Here is a 17,957-nt window from a genome sequence, read left to right as displayed (position 1 = left end):
GGCAAACTAATTGGCGGTCAGTATAGCCTTTACACATACAGATTGTTAGATGCGTTATTGTATCTGTATAAAATTATAGACCAACCCCAATTAGTAGGTTACTTTTGATGGGGATAAAAAAATAATAGGAATTATATTGTGCTCAGGTTATATCGTAAGCCAAGTAAGGGGTTAATTGGAGTAGATATTAGTTCTACTTCTGTTAAATTGTTAGAACTTTCTGTTAAAAGCGGTAATAGATATTGGGTTGAAAGTTATGCATTAGTGCCTTTGCCTGAAGGTAGTGTTGTCGAAAAAAATATATTAAATCCAGAGGCGGTGGGGGAAGCATTAGAGAAAGCATTTAATCTGGCAAATACCCAATCTACAGTTGCAGCCCTGGCAATTCCAACTTCAATGGTGATTACCAAAACCATTGAGATGGATGCGGATATGACCGATGACGAACGAGAAGTTCAGATTCGTATGGATGCCGAGCAATATATTCCTTTCCCCTTAGATGAAGCGAGTCTTGATTTTGAGGTGTTGCCGGAACGTCTGGCAAACCCGAATCGGGTGAATGTGCTGTTGGTGGCGACCCGTCTTGAAAATGTTGAAGCACGTTCTGAAGTTTTAGAGCTTGCCGGCTTAACACCAAAAATTGCTGATGTTGAAAGTTTTGCTATTGAAAATGCATATCAAGTGTTTTCCGATACTTTACCTATGGGTGTAAATACAGTCGGTATTTTAGATATTGGTCATACCATGACCACCTTATCAGTCATGCAAAATAATAAAGTGATTTATACGCGTGAGCAGGTATTTGGTGGGAAACAACTCACTCAGGAAATTCAAAATCGCTATGGCTTATCTTTCGATGAAGCTGGGCGTGCCAAGAAAAGTCGTTCATTGCCAGATGATTATGATATCGAAGTTTTAGAACCTTATTTAGAAGCAGTGGTTCAACAGGCAGCCAGATCATTACAGTTCTTTTTCTCATCTTCACAATTTAACGAGATCGATCATATTTTATTGGCAGGCGGTAATGCCAATATTCCGGGACTCGCGAAGCTACTCCAACAAAAACTAGGTTATCGTGTGACTATTGCCAACCCATTTTTACAAATGGGCTTTTCTCCACAAATTGATATTAAAAAGATAGAGAATGATGCTTCCTCACTCATGGTGGCATGCGGTTTGGCATTGAGGAGTTTTGATTAATGGCGAGAATTAACCTGCTCCCTTGGCGTGATGAGCTAAGAGAGAAAAGAAAAAAAGAATTTATTACAATTTGTATTGGGATGGCATTAATCGGGGCTTTAGCGGTGGCATTGGCGTGGTTTTATTACGATCATAAACTTGAGGATCAAGAGCAAGCCAATCAACTGATTACAAGTACCAATCAAAATCTTGATGTACAATTGAAATCCTTGGAAGGCTTGGAAGATCAACGAAATGCCATTATTGAGCGCATGAAGTTAATTCAAGGCTTACAAGGACAACGCCCGATTGCGGTTCGTCTCATTGATGAAATGGCACGCGTTACGCCAAGTAATCTGTATATTACGAAATTTGTTCGTACAGGGGATAAGTTTACCATCGAAGGTAAAGCTGAAAGTCCGAACACGGTTGCAGAGTTCTTGCGTAATTTAGAAGCATCAGCTTGGTATAGAAATGCCTTTATGAACTCTTTTTTAGCTGTTGAAGAACAAAAAGATAAGGTGCCTAGTTCAGTGGTTCCGCGTGTTGAAGAAGGTTATGGTACATTCGTCATTACTGCTGACTTGGATGAAATTGCACAACCTACTACGTCCGAAGCACCACAAAATACAGCTAATTCAACAGTGGGGGCAGCACAATGAGTCTCGATGAATTTGATGAATTAAACCCAAATGAAGGTGTTGTTACTCCTAAAAAGAAGATGACGTTGGATAAGTTTCTTCAGCAGTTCAATACTTTGGATATGAATAATTACGGGAGCTGGCCATTATCCGTTAAAATCACTTGCTGGATTTTAATTGTCATGATGATTGGTATTCTGGGTTATTTTGTGATGATTAAAGGACAAATAGAAGCCATCTCCAATGCCAGTGCTCAAGAGCAAAATTTACTGAATGAATTTCGTGAAAAGGATTCAAAGCTCCGTAATTTGCAGCAGTTGCAAGCACAGTTACAAGAAATGGAAGCGAATTTTAATCAGCAGCTTGAACAATTACCTAAAGAAACTGAAATTCCAGGCTTGGTTGAAGATATTAACGTCAGTGGCGTAAATTCAGGACTGAAATTTAAAAATATCCGTTTAGAAAATGAAATAAAACAAGAGTTCTTTATTGAACAGCCTATCTCTATTGAAGCAACAGGTGATTATCATGCCTTTGGTTCTTTCGTGAGTGGTATTGCCGCACTTCCGCGTATTGTTACTTTACATGATTTTGATATTACTGCTACGGAAAATAAAGAGAAGAAAACCGATATTCCTCAAATTACCTATAACGTTAAAGCCAAAACCTATCGTTATATCGGTGTTACAGACAATAACCAGTCAGCTGATGGAACTGTTGCTTCCGGCACTGCTAGCTCACCTGCTACAACTGGAGAGGCACAGTAATGAAAATAGAAAAAATTACTTTAAGCCTGTTATTGGGTTCGTTATTGGTGGGGTGTGATTCTCGTATCGATGCGGTCAATGAGCAGATGGCGATTATTCGTAATCAACCGCCATTACCGATTGAACCGGCACCGGTTTTTCCACCGGTACCGACATTTGACTATGCAGCGCACCAACTGAAAAGTCCATTTTTACCGGGCTCGCTTGCTGCTGAATTGAGAGTGATGGCAGGCAAGCGTGTCTATCCTAATTTGTCACGCCAGTTGCAACCTTTAGAAAGCTATGCCATTGAATCCTTGAATATGAAGGGCAGTATGCGCAGCCAAGCTGGGCAGATCATGGCATTAATTCAAACACCAGATGGCGAAATAGAGCGCGTACAACGTGGTAGTTACATGGGTGTGAATCATGGTCGTGTGGTGAATATCACGCCAACACAAATTGATCTCATGGAAATTATTCCAGATGGACGGGAAGGATATGTAGAGCGTCCAAGAAGTCTGATATTAATTGGACCAGCGCCTTAAGTTTAAAGGAATAAAAATGAATAACAGTTTCAAAGATTTTATATTTGGGGATGGCAATACAATGAACCATTTGTTCCGTCAATTTTCTATGGGTGCTGTTGCAATCGCAGTAATGCAAGTTGCCAATGCACAAGTCGGTATTACCAATATTGTACCGATGCAAGTTGCAGGTCAGGGCACAGAAATTCGTGTCATGTTTAATGGCTTGCCTCCACAGCCACAAGCGTATCAATTAGAACAACCTTCACGTCTGATTCTGGATTTTGATAAAGCACAGCAAAATTTAAAGCAAAACACTATTGCGGTTGCAACCAAAGAAGCAAGTTCTGTAGAGGTCAGTTCGGATGCACAACGTTCACGTTTGACGGTCAATTTGGCGGATGCTGGTGCCTTTACCACACGTATAGAAGGTAATACGTTTATTTTAAAAATTAATTCTGCTGCGAGTAATGCATTTGCACCGCAGCAGGTAGTGGCTCAAAGTCAAAGATCAACCCAAGGCATTTCCAATATTGGCTTCCAGCGCGGTGGTCAAGGCGAAGGGCAGGTGGTGATTGATTTGCTCGGCACCAACACGCAGGTTGATGTGCAGCAGCAAGGTAGTAAAGTTGTCGTACGTACTTTAGGGAATAAAGTGCCTGCACACTTGGCTCGCCGTTTAAATGTAAATGATTTTGCAACGCCAGTTTCTACAATTGATGCAAATAATAATGGTGGAAATGGTGTAATTACCATTCAAACTTCTGGTAGCTATGAATATATGGCATATCAGGCGGACAATAAACTCACGATCAGTTTAAAACGACCTGAAGATAAAAATCCGCTTAAACTGAAAGCCGCGAATAATTATACCGGCAAAAAGATTTCTCTAGATTTTCAGGACATTGAAGTACGTCGTGTGCTGCAATTATTGGCAGACTTCACTGAAATCAATATGGTGACTGCGGATACGGTACAAGGGAATATTACCTTGCGCTTAAAAGACGTTCCTTGGGATCAGGCGCTAGACATTATTCTAAAAACCAAGAATTTAGATAAACGCCGTAACGGGAATGTTATCTGGATTGCGCCAGTCTCTGAATTAATTAAAGCAGAAGAAGAGCAGGCGAAGGCGATAGAGCAAAGCGTAAAATTGGCACCAATTCAGACAGAGTACATGCAACTTAGCTATGCCAAGGTTGCGGATATCGAAAGACTGATTACGCAGACAAAATCTTCAAATAATTCTAATTCTGGCAGTAGTGGTAACAATAATAATTCTAGTGAAAGTTTATTAAGCCCACGGGGAACAGTATCTGTAGATACTCGTACCAATACACTGATTATTAACGATACTGCACAGAATATTGATAAAGTCCGAAAAATGATCGACTTGTTAGATATTCCAGTCAAACAGGTTATGGTGGAAGCGCGTATTGTTCGAGCGTCTACTGAGTTTAGTAAGCAAATGGGTGTGAAATGGGGCATCCTGTCGCAAGGGATTAATCAAAATAATAGTTTGCTGGTGGGTGGTAGTGATACTACTTTATGGGATTTGAAAACACCGGATGATCAGGGGAAATATACAATTCAAAGACCAGATAATTTAAATGTAGACTTGGGTGTGACAGCGACAGGAGCAAGTCGTATCGCATTTGGTTTAATTAGTTTATCTGATTTTATGCTGGATTTAGAACTTTCTGCATTGCAAGCAGATGGTTATGGTGAGGTGATTTCCACACCAAAAGTCTTGACGGCTGATAAACAACAGGCAAAAGTAGCATCAGGTACTCAGATTCCATACCAGTCTGCTGAAGGGGGTGGCGCAAATGCTGTTTCGAAAACAGAATTTATTGATGCAACTTTAAGTTTAGATGTTACGCCGAGCATTACGCCTGAAGGCAAAGTTCAAATGAACTTGCAAATCAAAAATGACTCTATAGGCGGAGCTACGCCAACAGGGCAGTACACCATTAACAAAAATGAAATCAATACCAATGTATTGGTGGATAATGGTGAGACAGTTGTACTCGGTGGTATTTTTGAACAGCAAACTATTAACCAACAAACTAAAGTACCTTTCCTTGGCGATTTGCCTTACGTGGGTCGTTTATTCCGTAAAGATGTAAAGACGGATAATAAAAGTGAGCTGTTGATTTTTGTTACACCACGAATTGTTAATGACAGTGTTTCAAGAAATCATTAATATATTTTGAATTTAGCAGAATAAATAGGTGACTCCTTGCCAAGCAATGAGTTTGAAACCCTACCAAATGTTTATTTGGTAGGGCCAATGGGGGCGGGGAAAACTACTGTTGGTCGTCATTTGGCAGAACTGTTAGGACGCGAGTTTCTTGATAGTGATCATGAAATTGAACGGAAAACAGGTGCGACAATTCCTTGGATTTTTGAAAAAGAAGGGGAAAAGGGATTTCGTAACCGTGAGACCATGGTGATTGATGAACTCACGGCTCGTTCGCAACTGGTTCTCGCAACTGGTGGGGGCGCAGTGACTCAAGCTCCTAATCGTGAATTTTTAAAACAACGCGGAATTGTTGTTTATCTTTATACTCCTGTCGAGATTCAATTACAGCGAACTTACCGGGATAAAAACCGTCCTTTGTTGCAAGTTGAAAATCCTGAACAAAAGTTACGTGATTTATTGGCCCTTCGCGACCCTTTATATCGAGAAGTTGCTCATTACATTATTGAAACGAATCAGGGGGCTGCACGTGATCTGGCTCAAAAAATCTTACATATGATTGTTTCTCAAGAAGCAGATTTAGTCTAATTAACGGTTTTAATTTCATGCAAACTCTACATGTTGAACTTGGCGATCGCCGCTATCCTATTTTTATTGGCAGTGATTTAAATCCAGAATCATTACTGGAGCCTTATATCAAAGGTAAGCAAGTGATGATTGTGACCAATACTACGGTTGCGCCGTTGTATTTAGAGCATTATTTGACTGCGATTGAAGCTTTAGGTAAAAAAGTTGCAACATGTATTTTGCCTGATGGGGAAAAATACAAAAACATTGAACATTTAAATTTGATTTTTGATGCCTTATTAAAAGCAGGATTTAATCGTGATGCGACTGTTCTGGCTCTCGGTGGCGGTGTGATCGGGGATATGGCTGGTTTTGCATCCGCATGTTTCCAGCGCGGTGTGTACTTCATTCAGGTACCTACTACGCTTCTGTCTCAAGTCGATTCAAGTGTGGGCGGGAAAACGGGTATTAATCATCCCTTGGGTAAAAACATGATTGGTGCTTTCCAGCAGCCGCAAGTGGTGCTTGCCGATATGTCGCAGCTTTCGACTTTACCTGATCGTGAATTGTCAGCAGGTTTGGCAGAAGTGATTAAATATGCCTTATTGGGAGATTTGGATTTCTTGATCTGGTTGGAAGAAAATATGGATGCTTTGGTAGGGCGAGATTCTGCGTTACTGGCTGAAGCGGTTTACCGTTCTTGTGCACATAAAGCACGTATTGTGGCCAATGATGAAAAAGAACAAGGTGAGCGTGCCTTACTTAACTTGGGGCATACCTTTGGCCATGCGATTGAATCCTACTTGGGTTATGGTATTTGGCTGCATGGTGAAGCTGTAGCCACCGGTATGGTGATGGCCGCAGATTTATCGCAACGTCTGGGATGGATTTCTGTAAAAGATTTGGAGCGTACAAAAAAAATCATTCAGCGTGCCCATTTACCCGTAAAATGCCCAGCTATTCCACTGGATGAATTCCTCGCCTATATGGCACATGATAAAAAAGTGCTGAATGGACAGTTACGCCTTGTGCTGATGAAATCTTTAGGACAGGCAGTAATTACCAAAGAATTTGATGTGGAATTGATGAAACAAGCGATTTTGGCGAATCAAGAGAAGGCATAAGTCATGGCAACCATCCGTACACAATGGCAACGTATTCAAAACTATATCTGGCTAGTGTGTGGGTTGGTATGTCTGTTTGCAGCACTTATTTTTTGGGCAATCACCGATACTGACGCTTTGGTCGAAGTTGAAAAATCCGCTGAAACTGAATCTGAATTGCAAATTCAACCGGAAAAAGTCGCTGCAACCAACCTTCTTGGTGCACTTCAAGAAGAGGTGCGTCCTTTAGAAATGACTACACGCGTGGTAAATACTGGCAGCTATGAACCGGAATTTCGTGGCACTAAATTTGTGACTGAGAATAAAAGTGCCTCTACCATTGAATTATTTCGCGTGACTAAAGAGGATGTGATTCGAAGTTTTTTAAAAAAACAGTCCGACCGTAAAAACTTTTTCTACATTCGCCTAAGTGGTGAAAATCAAATTGAACAATATGTTCTGCTTTATGGTATCTACCGAAATGGCGATCAAGCAAAGCAAGCCCTTAAACAGTTGCCATTCCAGTTTCCCAAGTCTATTCAACCTCAAGTTCAGGATGTCAAAAATTATGCTGCCTTGGTCAATGACACGGGGGCAGATGAAATGGGTTCTAATAGCAAACTATATGCAGTCAATTTAAAATCTGCACCATTACCTCGCATTGATGAGAGTCTTTTGGCTCCACCTAAATCCAAGCCGACTGAACCTGCGGTTGCTCCGAAGGCATCAACTACCACTACCACGGTTACACGTCGCGATGAAGAAGGGAACGTTGTTGATGTACAGCAGTCACATTCTTCAGTTGAATCTGCACCAAAAGCAAAACCCCAGAATAATTCAGCAAATAAAATACCAGAACAAGAAATTAGTGACCCATTTAATTAAAAATAGAGTTCTAAAATAGAGCAAATTGAGTTATAAAAATATTTAAATGCACAAATATAGTGCGAAAAACTGTTTCAATAAAATAAATGTGAGCATTTGAAACTTTAATATTTCTATATTTAAAACATTTAGCTGCCTCTTTTTTGAATTGGCATCATTTTTGCTTTATTGGTGCATGAATTGAGGAATTGTCCCTATTTTGGCGCGAAAAGATTCAATGATTGTGCGAAGTTACTGAATTTACCTGCTTTAAAAGAGTGCGTAAAACCAGCAAATTTTTTTGTAATTGATCCATGCACAGAAGATGAAATGCGATTATCTTAGGTGGTGGAGAAAATGATTCTGCCCAATCTTGATCTGAGTGTAAGTAAATTGGACTAAATCACAAAGAAGATATTTGATTGTTAGATGCCCGCTTTATGGGCCATGTTGAAAGAAGGGTACGCTATGCACATGCCATCGCCTAATACTGTAGCTCCCGCTCAAGGTTTATACCAACCGGATGAGTTTAAAGATAACTGTGGTTTCGGTTTAATCGCCCATATGCAGGGTGATGCAAGTCATGATTTGGTCAAGACCGCGATTCATAGTTTAAGTTGTATGACCCACCGTGGTGGTATTGCCGCAGATGGCAAGACAGGGGATGGTTGTGGTTTATTGCTGGCTATGCCGAAAGCATTTTTCCGTGAAGAAGCAAAAAAACTCAGTGACATCACGTTAAGCGAAATCTTTGCAGTCGGCACTGTATTTTTAAATCTTGATCCGGCAATTGCAGCTCATTCAAAACAGGTTTTAGCCAAAGAAATCGAATCTGAAGGTTTAAAAGTCCTTGCTTGGCGTGTGATTCCAACCAATGTCGAGGCTTTGGGTGAAATTGCACTTCAATCGATGCCGGCATTTGAACAGATTATTGTCAATTGCCCAATGGGTGTCACTGAAGTTGAATTTAACCGCAAGTTATTCCTGGCGCGTCGTCGTGCGGAACAATTGCTGAGCAATGATTCTTCATTCTATGTCACTACATTGTGTTCAACTGTCATCACCTATAAAGGTTTGATGATGCCTGAAGCAATTGCAGACTTTTATACCGATTTAGCAGATCCGCGTCTGGAATCACACATTGTGGTCTTCCATCAGCGTTTCTCGACCAACACCTTGCCGCGTTGGCCTTTAGCACAGCCGTTCCGTTATCTTGCACACAATGGTGAAATTAACACCATTACTGCAAATCGTAACTGGGCAATGGCACGCGTTCCGAAATTTGAAAACCCATTACTTCCTGGTTTAACCGAGCTTAATCCAATTGTGAACCGTACCGGTTCTGATTCTTCAAGCTTAGATAATATGCTGGAGATTCTGGTCGGCGGTGGTATGGACTTGTTCCGTGCACTACGCATGCTTGTTCCACCTGCTTGGCAAAACGTTGAAACTTTAGATGCAGATCTACGTGCATTCTACGAGTTTAACTCCAAGCACATGGAGGCTTGGGATGGTCCCGCAGGTCTGGTGATTCAGGATGGTCGTCATGCAATCTGTATGCTGGATCGTAACGGTCTGCGCCCTGCACGTTGGGTGATTACCAAAAATGGTTACATCACCCTTGCATCAGAAATTGGGGTGTGGGGCTATCAACCTGAAGACGTGATTTCTAAAGGTCGTGTTGGTCCAGGTCAAATTCTGGTGATTGATACCCTCACGGGTAAATTGCTTGATACTCAAGATGTCAGCAACCACTTGAAAAAAATGCGTCCTTATCGTGAATGGTTACGTGAAAACTCAATTCGTTTACAAGGTAGCCCAGAACTTGAAGAATATTTATGTGATCAAGGCTTAAAAGGCGATGCCTTAAAAGCCTCACAAAAAATGTTTATGGTGACCTTTGAAGAACGTGATCAATTGCTTCGTCCAATCGCAGAAAGCGGTCAGGAAGCAGTTGGTTCAATGGGTGATGATACGCCAATGGCAGTATTGTCCCGTCAGGTGCGTCATGTATCGGATTATTTCCGTCAACAGTTTGCACAAGTAACGAATCCACCGATCGATCCATTGCGTGAATCAATCGTGATGTCATTGGAAACTTGTTTGGGCCGTGAGCAGAATGTATTTGAACAAAGCCCTGAACATGCAGATCGCCTGATCATTTCTAGTCCGGTATTGTCAAACTCAAAAATGCATCAGATGCGTACTTTGGGTCGTAAAGGCTACGAAATTGCCGACATCGATTTGAACTATGTGGCAAGTGAAGGTTTGCAGGCAGCGATTGCACGTATCTGTGAGGAAGCAGCTCAAGCGATTCGTGATGGCAAAACTTTACTGGTGCTTTCAGACAAGAAAATTCGTGAAGGCTATTTGCCAGCCAATGCACTCATGGCAACAGGCGCAGTACATCACCACTTGATTCAAGTGGGTTTACGTACCGATGCCAACATCATTGTAGAAACCGGTCTGGCACGTGATGCGCATCAATTCGCGGTGATCTTAGGTTTCGGTGCCACTGCAATTTATCCATATTTAGCTTATGACGTGATCAATGACTTGATTGCCAAAGGTGAATTGTTGGGTGATCCAATTCATGCCCAAGCGAACTTCCGTAAAGGGATTGAGAAAGGTTTGCTCAAAGTTCTTTCTAAAATGGGTATCTCAACGGTTGCGTCTTATCGTGGTGGTCAGTTATTCGAAGCCGTTGGTTTATCCAATGAAGTCGTGAACAAATGCTTCACTGGCGTGCCAAGCCGTATTCAGGGTGCAACATTTGCTGATCTTGAAAATGATCTTAAAAAATTGGCTGAAAATGCGTGGAAAGCACGTAAGCCAATCGATCAAGGCGGTTTGCTGAAATTTGTATTCGACAAGGAATACCATGCATTTAATCCGGATGTAATTAATGCATTACATAGAGCAGTGCGTTCGGGTGATTATGCTGATTTTAAAGAATATGCAGAATTAGTGAATACTCGTCCAATTGCAACGATTCGTGATTTATTCAAACTAAAAACTGATAATTCAATTGCTTTAGAGCAAGTAGAGTCTGTTGAAGAAATCTTGCCACGTTTCGATTCTGCAGGCATGTCTTTAGGTGCATTGTCACCGGAAGCGCATGAAGCGATTGCGATTGCTATGAACACCATTGGTGGTCGTTCAAACTCGGGTGAGGGCGGTGAAGATCCTGCACGTTATGGCACCATCCGTAACTCGAAAATCAAACAGATTGCATCCGGTCGTTTTGGTGTGACACCAGCATATTTAACGTCCGCCGAAGTGTTGCAGATTAAAGTCGCGCAAGGTGCGAAACCGGGTGAAGGCGGTCAGTTACCGGGTGGTAAAGTGAATGGCTTGATTGCCCGTTTACGTTACTCAGTTCCAGGTGTAACCCTGATTTCACCTCCACCGCACCATGACATTTACTCAATTGAAGATTTGTCACAATTGATCTTTGACTTGAAACAAGTCAATCCTCAAGCGATGGTGTCGGTAAAATTGGTGTCTGAACCGGGTGTAGGAACCATTGCGGCAGGTGTGGCGAAAGCCTATGCAGACTTCATTACCATTTCTGGTTATGACGGTGGGACTGCGGCTTCTCCACTTTCCTCAATTCATCATGCAGGTTCGCCATGGGAGTTGGGTCTAAGTGAGGCGCATCAAGCCCTTCGCGTAAATGACCTACGTGGCAAAGTACGTGTACAAACCGATGGTGGTTTGAAAACAGGTTTAGACGTGGTTAAAGCGGCTATTTTAGGTGCTGAAAGCTTCGGTTTCGGTTCAACGCCAATGATTGCGTTGGGTTGTAAATATCTGCGTATTTGCCACTTAAATAACTGTGCAACTGGTGTAGCAACTCAGCAAGACCATTTACGTCAAGAGCATTACATTGGCGAGCCAGAAATGCTGATCAACTTCTTCCACTTCATTGCAGAAGAAACGCGTGAATGGTTGGCGGCTTTAGGTGTGTCAAGTTTGAAAGACTTGATTGGTCGTACAGATTTACTTGAAGTCTTACCGGGCGAAACCGATAAACATGCTCACTTGGATTTAAGTGCTTTGTTAACCTCGCATCCTTCTGCGGAAGGTAAAGCGCAATATTGCCAAGTTCAAGGCAATGCGCCATTTGATAAAGGCTTATTGGCTGAGAAAATGGTTCTCGAGATGCTTCCGACCATTGAAGCGGGTAAGAGTGGCGAGTTTAACTACAATGTTGTCAATTGTGACCGTTCAATTGGTGCACGTATTTCAGGTGAAATTGCGCGCCGTTATGGCAACTTGGGTATGGAAACACATCCTGTAGTCATGAATTTGAAAGGTACTGCAGGCCAGTCATTGGGTGTTTGGAATGCCGGCGGTTTGCATATCAAACTTGAAGGCGATGCCAACGATTACGTGGGTAAAGGTATGGCAGGTGGCCGTATCTCGATCTTCCCGCCAAAAGGTTCTCCTTTCCAGACTCAAAATACTGCCATTATCGGTAATACCTGCCTGTATGGTGCAACTGGCGGTAAAATCTTTGCGGCAGGGACTGCAGGTGAACGTTTTGCAGTGCGTAACTCGGGCGCATTTGCCGTAATTGAAGGTGCAGGCGACCACTGTTGTGAATACATGACCGGTGGTATTGTGACTGTACTGGGTAAAGTAGGCCATAATTTCGGTGCCGGTATGACCGGTGGTTTTGCTTATGTACTTGACCTGGATAATGACTTCGTGGATCACTATAACCATGAGTTAATCGAGCTAAACCGTATCTCTACAGAGGCGATGGAAGAACATCAAGAATTCTTGCTTCGTATCCTCGATGAACACATTAAAGAGACAGGTAGTGCCTGGGCGTACAAGATCCGCAATGAGTTTGATTATTACAGCCGTAAATTCTGGCTTGTAAAACCAAAAGCTGCTAATTTGCAAACGCTTTTGAAAACAACCAAAGCCGATCCACAATAATTCCACGACGAACAGATTGATAGGCAGGTGTAGCGGATAAATAAACCGACTACACCTACCCACGGAGAGAGACATGGCAGAGCGCCTAAACAATGACTTTCAATTCCTGGATGTAGCACGCCAAGATCCAGAGAAAAAAGATCTCACTGTCCGCAAAGCAGAGTTTGTGGAAATTTATAAACCCTTTACAGCGGAAATTGCGACCAATCAATCGCACCGTTGTTTAGGTTGTGGTAACCCGTATTGTGAATGGAAATGTCCAGTACATAACTACATTCCAAACTGGTTAAAACTGATTGCTGAAGGTCGTATTTTTCAGGCAGCGGAACTTTGCCATCAAACCAACACATTGCCAGAAGTGTGTGGTCGTGTATGCCCGCAAGACCGTTTATGTGAAGGTGCTTGTACCTTAAATGACGGTTTTGGTGCAGTCACCATTGGTAATGCTGAAAAATATATCAATGATACCGCTTTTGCTTTGGGCTGGCGTCCAGACATGTCCAACGTAAAATGGACAGATAAAAAAGTTGCGATTATTGGCGCAGGTCCTGCAGGTTTGGGCTGTGCAGACATTCTGGTACGTAATGGTGTTAAACCCGTCGTATTTGATAAACGCCCTGAAATTGGCGGTTTATTAACTTTCGGTATTCCAGAATTCAAGATGGAAAAAGACGTTATGAAACGCCGCCGTGAAATTTTCGCGGGTATGGGGGTTGAGTTCCGTTTAAACACTGAAATCGGTACAGATATCACCATCGAGCAGCTTCTTGCTGACTATGATGCGGTATTCATGGGTATGGGAACATACACCTACATGAAAGGCGGTTTCGCAGGTGAAGATCTTGAGGGTGTGCATGATGCGCTTGATTTCCTGATTGCCAATGTGAATCGTACCCAAGGCTGGGAAAAAGACGCTTCTGAATATGTCAGCGTTGAAGGCAAAAAGGTGATTGTATTGGGCGGTGGTGACACTGCAATGGACTGTAACCGTACTTCAATTCGTCAAGGTGCGGAATCTGTGGTCTGTGCTTACCGCCGTGATGAAGAAAATATGCCGGGTTCACGTCGTGAAGTAAAAAATGCGCGTGAAGAAGGTGTGGACTTCATGTTCAACCGTCAGCCAATTGAAATTGTCGGTGAAAACGGTAAAGTCACAGGTGTTAAAGTTGTGACAACTCAATTGGGTGAAGCAGACAGCCGTGGTCGTCGTAGTCCAGAACCAGTTCCAGGTTCAGAAGAAGTTTTACCTGCGGATGCAGTACTTTTAGCGTTCGGTTTCCGTGCAAGTCCAGCAGACTGGTTTGCAGGCGCAAATATTGGTCTAGATGGTTCGGGTCGTGTGGTTGCAGCTGAAAAGCAACAATACCGCTTCCAAACGTCTAATCCGAAAATTTTTGCCGGTGGCGATATGGTTCGTGGTTCTGACCTGGTGGTTACTGCAATCTGGGAAGGTCGTGAAGCAGCTGAAGGTATTCTGGATTATTTGGATATATAAGTAGAATCTCTCATCTGATTAAGCTTTAAATAAATTTTAAAAACCCGCTTCGGCGGGTTTTTATGTTGAGAAAATGAGAAAGTAGTAAATGTAATGGAGGTTCTCTCCCTGTGGGAGAGAGTTAGAGAGAGGGCGGAATTTCAAAAGTAAATTGTGAGAATTCGACAACATGTCTGCTAGAAGGAGAGGGAGAATTTTAGAAGAAAAACTTTTGAAACTTTTCGCTAATTCAACAAGCGCTTCTGCCATACCTCTCATAAAAATTGCTGTCCATACTGTGCTTATTATCTGATCAATTTTTAGGATTAAGACTATGACACAACAAGTGGCGACAGAAAAATCATATCAAAATCGTCCAAAAGCTATGGGAATTACAGTCAGAAAGCTGCAATTTAACCCAAAACTGATTCGCAGACACTATTTTGCCAATTCACCCGTAATGTCACATTTGCTGACTGCACTTTCTTCAACGTTTCCGATTGGCGAACAGTTCTTTGTGCATAGCGTTCGGAATGTGCGTGATCAAGTCAAAGATGAAAAGTTGCAGGCACAGATCGCGGCTTTTATAGGGCAGGAAGCGATGCATTCAAAAGCCCATGCCGAGTTTAATGAGGCTTGGCGGAGTGAGGATTATAATTTAGATCGCTTTCAGGCATGGCTTGCGCGTAAAAATGACTATGTCAAAAATTTACATCCTAAAATTCAATTGGCGATTACCTGTGCCTTTGAGCATTTTACGGCATTACTGGGCGGATATATTCTTCGACATCCAGAAGTGTTAGCCACTTTAGATGATGATGCGGTAAAGCTTTGGGTGTGGCATGCGATTGAAGAAATTGAGCATCGTGCAGTGGCTTTTGATGTGTATCAAGCCGTGTATGGTGATGATAAAATTCGACGTATGATTATGCGTAGCGTAACTACAGGTTTCGCTAGCCTTACTTTTTATTCTGCCACACGGCTATTTCTACAGGATAAACGTAAAAGTTTGCCGAAAGTTGGCGGCAATATTTTTGGTCTTTATTTACTCGGCAAGATGTTTGTACAGCTCATGCCAGAATACTTATCTTATTTTAAAACTGATTTTCATCCTTCGGAAATTGATTACAGCAAAATGGTGAATTATTGGAAAAGGCATTTGGCAGAAGATTACCAGATGAAAAGTTTTCAACATGAATTAAAACTAGGTTTAATCAATTAGGTAACCAAATCACAAGGGCTAATAGAAATATTGGCCCTTTTTTATGCAAGCTCTGAAGTACTGAAATTAAACAGAACTCGGCCTAAATATGTTTACAATAAAAATATTTAAACAAATACAAAGAAATATAGAGGATATAAATTTATGAACGTAATGAAAAAAAGTTTAGTCACTATGGCTCTTGTAAGTACTTTAACCTTATCTGGTTGCGGCTATAACACACTACAGGTCAAAGATGAGGCGGTAACAGCATCTTGGTCTGAAGTGCAAAACCAATATCAGCGCCGTGCCGACCTTGTACCCAACTTGGTGAATGTTGTAAAAGGTTATGCCAAACATGAAGAAAAAGTTCTAACAGAAGTGACCCAAGCCCGTGCGAATGTCGCCGGATTAAAAGTAGATAAAGAAGTTTTGGAAGATCCTGCCTTATTTCAAAAATATCAACAAGCACAGGCGCAGATGACCAGTGCATTATCGCGTTTGATCGCAGTCTCTGAAAATTATCCCGATCTAAAAGCCAATGAACAATTCCGTGATTTACAGGTTCAACTTGAAGGGACTGAAAACCGGATTGCAGTCGCACGTAACCGTTATATTGCGACAGTTCAAGACTTTAATTCTTATTCACGTCAGTTCCCGCAGGTTATGACGGCTAAAGTGATTGGGATGCATACCAAACCGAACTTTAGTGCTGAACAAGGTGCACAAAATGCCCCTAAAGTATCTTTCGACTAATTCATTGATTGCTGAATAAGGATTGCTGATGTCTGATTCTTATAAAAAATACTTTTCATCCATAACTTTGCTGCAAGCAATGTTAGTTTGCTTTGGTGTGTTTATCAGTTCAGTGACATGGAGTGAAGTCGCCACGGCTACAGATGAAAATGCTGAGGCTATCGTTACCAGTAAAATCATTCAGGATCAGCAGCAGACCTCTCAAAATCAGAAAGCAGCCAAAGAAAAGGCGACTGACACAACAGTCTCATCGCCACAAATTGTCAATGACATGGCTGAGGGTGAATCGATTCGTGGACTGCCAACGCTCAACTCACCGGTTGTAGATCAGGCAAATATATTAACTGAAAGCCAGAAACAGGAAATTAGTCAGCGAATTCTAGCGCTTCATCAACAAGGCAAGGCACAAATTGGGGTGGTGATTGTGCCTACTACAGGACAAGAAGATATTTTTGATTTTGCCATGCGTATTGCTGAAAAATGGCAACTCGGTTCAACCAAGCAAGACAATGGTTTGCTGATGGCAATTGCAGTAAATGATCATCGTATTCAAATTTTGACCGGTTACGGCTTGGAAGGTGTGATACCCGATATTGTGGCGAGTCGTATTATTCGAAATCAGATCACGCCTTATTTTAAACAGGCGCAATATGCTCAAGGGATTGATGCAGGTCTGGTTGAAATAGAAAGAGTACTCAATATGGATCCCGAAGTAGCCCAGCAAGCTGCACAAGAGCTGAAAGAGCGTCAAGAAAAAGCTTTACATGAACAGCAAGCCAAAGAAAAAACTTTTAGTACGGCCTTGTTTATTTTAATTGCAGGAATTATTGGCTCGTTTATTGTGGGTAAACCTTTAAGTGCCTCTACTGCCGCCGTTGCTGGAACTGTAGCGGGTTTGGTGAATGGAGCGGGACTGGTCACCAGTTTATTGATTGGCGGTGGGATTTTCTTTTTACTGATTACGGCTATTGCGCAAACTATTTTTCAGCTGTTTTTAGCATCTGCAGGTCGTGGCGGTGGAGGACGTGGTGGCGGCTTTGGAGGTGGCGGTGGATATAGCGGTGGAGGCGGTGGTTTTGGCGGGGGAGGAGCATCAGGATCATGGTAACTAAAACAGAAACAACAGAAATTATCACACAACCTAAAATGGAAGAAATGAATCAACCAAGCTTTAAACGCTGGTTAAAGCATTTTTTCTATATGCCTGCGGCTAAACGCTATTTTAATAAAATGGATCAATATGCAATCGCACAGGCAGTGATGGAAGCGGAATATGGACATGCAGGAGAAATCCAGGTGGTGATTGAGGGAAATATTCCTTCAAATCAAGCCTACTATCAAAATACTCAAATGCGTGCACGACAACTTTTTGCTGAACTGGGTGTTTGGGATACCGAGTTGAATAGTGGCATTCTTTTATATCTAAATTTATGTGAACAAAAAGTTGAAATTGTGATTGATCGGGGAATTCAAAAAGAAACCGACCAAACTGTTTGGGATGAAATTTGCCAAAAAATGACTGAACAACTTTCCAAACACCAATATCGGGAAGCCGTTATGGCGGGCGTATTTAATATAGGCGATGTGTTAAATAATTTTTATGCGCAGTCAACAATAGATCAGCAGAATGAATTGAGTAATAATCCGATCATATTAGGCTAGAAAATAGGTGGATTAGTGACGTAAAACGTCACTTTTTTACCAAATTAAACAATAAAGCTACATTGTAACAATTTTATTTCTACA

At 41.9% G+C, this 17,957-nt stretch carries 14 protein-coding genes; all 14 read left to right on the top strand.

Going from position 1 to position 17,957, the window contains the following annotated elements; all coding sequences use genetic code 11:
- The first annotated feature begins 138 nt into the window (after positions 1-138).
- The 14 genes from E0H89_RS11935 (at position 139) to E0H89_RS11870 (ending at position 17,873) form a co-directional block, all read left to right on the top strand.
- Positions 139-1,200: a pilus assembly protein PilM gene (locus E0H89_RS11935; protein ID WP_131217384.1), complete on the top strand. Its 1,062-nt coding sequence runs from the start codon at positions 139-141 to the stop codon at positions 1,198-1,200.
- The gene (locus E0H89_RS11930) at positions 1,200-1,841 is read left to right on the top strand and encodes a PilN domain-containing protein (RefSeq protein WP_131217382.1); all 642 of its coding nucleotides are present in this window, start codon (positions 1,200-1,202) and stop codon (positions 1,839-1,841) included. Before E0H89_RS11935 ends, E0H89_RS11930 begins: the two co-directional genes overlap by 1 nt.
- Positions 1,838-2,587: a type IV pilus inner membrane component PilO gene (locus tag E0H89_RS11925; protein WP_131217380.1), complete on the top strand. Its 750-nt coding sequence runs from the start codon at positions 1,838-1,840 to the stop codon at positions 2,585-2,587. The genes E0H89_RS11930 and E0H89_RS11925 overlap by 4 nt, the downstream gene beginning before the upstream one ends.
- Positions 2,587-3,114: a pilus assembly protein PilP gene (locus tag E0H89_RS11920; protein WP_131217378.1), complete on the top strand. Its 528-nt coding sequence runs from the start codon at positions 2,587-2,589 to the stop codon at positions 3,112-3,114. Before E0H89_RS11925 ends, E0H89_RS11920 begins: the two co-directional genes overlap by 1 nt.
- Positions 3,115-3,175: 61 nt before the next feature.
- Positions 3,176-5,299 (top strand): type IV pilus secretin PilQ, encoded by a 2,124-nt coding sequence (locus tag E0H89_RS11915; RefSeq protein WP_171459162.1) that lies wholly within the window; start codon positions 3,176-3,178, stop codon positions 5,297-5,299.
- Positions 5,300-5,335: 36 nt separating this feature from the next.
- On the top strand, positions 5,336-5,884 hold the full coding sequence (aroK, locus tag E0H89_RS11910; RefSeq protein WP_131217374.1) for a shikimate kinase AroK: 549 nt from the start codon (positions 5,336-5,338) through the stop codon (positions 5,882-5,884).
- A gap of 17 nt (positions 5,885-5,901) precedes the next feature.
- The gene (aroB, locus tag E0H89_RS11905; RefSeq protein ID WP_131217372.1) at positions 5,902-6,987 is read left to right on the top strand and encodes a 3-dehydroquinate synthase; all 1,086 of its coding nucleotides are present in this window, start codon (positions 5,902-5,904) and stop codon (positions 6,985-6,987) included.
- A 3-nt stretch (positions 6,988-6,990) separates the two neighbouring features.
- On the top strand, positions 6,991-7,851 hold the full coding sequence (locus tag E0H89_RS11900) for a hypothetical protein (RefSeq protein WP_131217370.1): 861 nt from the start codon (positions 6,991-6,993) through the stop codon (positions 7,849-7,851).
- 453 nt (positions 7,852-8,304) lie between these two features.
- Entirely contained in the window at positions 8,305-12,780 is a 4,476-nt protein-coding gene (gene gltB / locus E0H89_RS11895) for a glutamate synthase large subunit (RefSeq protein ID WP_131217418.1), read from the top strand.
- 73 nt (positions 12,781-12,853) lie between these two features.
- Positions 12,854-14,275 (top strand): glutamate synthase small subunit GltD family protein, encoded by a 1,422-nt coding sequence (locus E0H89_RS11890; protein WP_131217369.1) that lies wholly within the window; start codon positions 12,854-12,856, stop codon positions 14,273-14,275.
- Between the two features lie 313 nt (positions 14,276-14,588).
- Positions 14,589-15,476: a metal-dependent hydrolase gene (locus tag E0H89_RS11885; protein WP_131217366.1), complete on the top strand. Its 888-nt coding sequence runs from the start codon at positions 14,589-14,591 to the stop codon at positions 15,474-15,476.
- Between the two features lie 144 nt (positions 15,477-15,620).
- Positions 15,621-16,211, top strand: a complete 591-nt coding sequence (locus E0H89_RS11880; protein ID WP_131217364.1) for a LemA family protein — start codon at positions 15,621-15,623, stop codon at positions 16,209-16,211.
- A 79-nt stretch (positions 16,212-16,290) separates the two neighbouring features.
- A complete protein-coding gene (locus E0H89_RS11875) occupies positions 16,291-17,319 on the top strand; it encodes a TPM domain-containing protein (protein ID WP_250697865.1) in 1,029 nt (342 codons plus the stop codon).
- Entirely contained in the window at positions 17,313-17,873 is a 561-nt protein-coding gene (locus tag E0H89_RS11870) for a TPM domain-containing protein (RefSeq protein ID WP_131217360.1), read from the top strand. Before E0H89_RS11875 ends, E0H89_RS11870 begins: the two co-directional genes overlap by 7 nt.
- Positions 17,874-17,957 lie beyond the last annotated feature (84 nt).

Origin of the sequence: Acinetobacter sp. ANC 3781, assembly GCF_004331285.1 — a bacterium.
Taxonomy (GTDB): Bacteria; Pseudomonadota; Gammaproteobacteria; order Pseudomonadales; family Moraxellaceae; genus Acinetobacter.
Note: the sequence above shows the minus strand (reverse complement) of the source record. Positions and strands in the feature narration are given on the sequence as shown.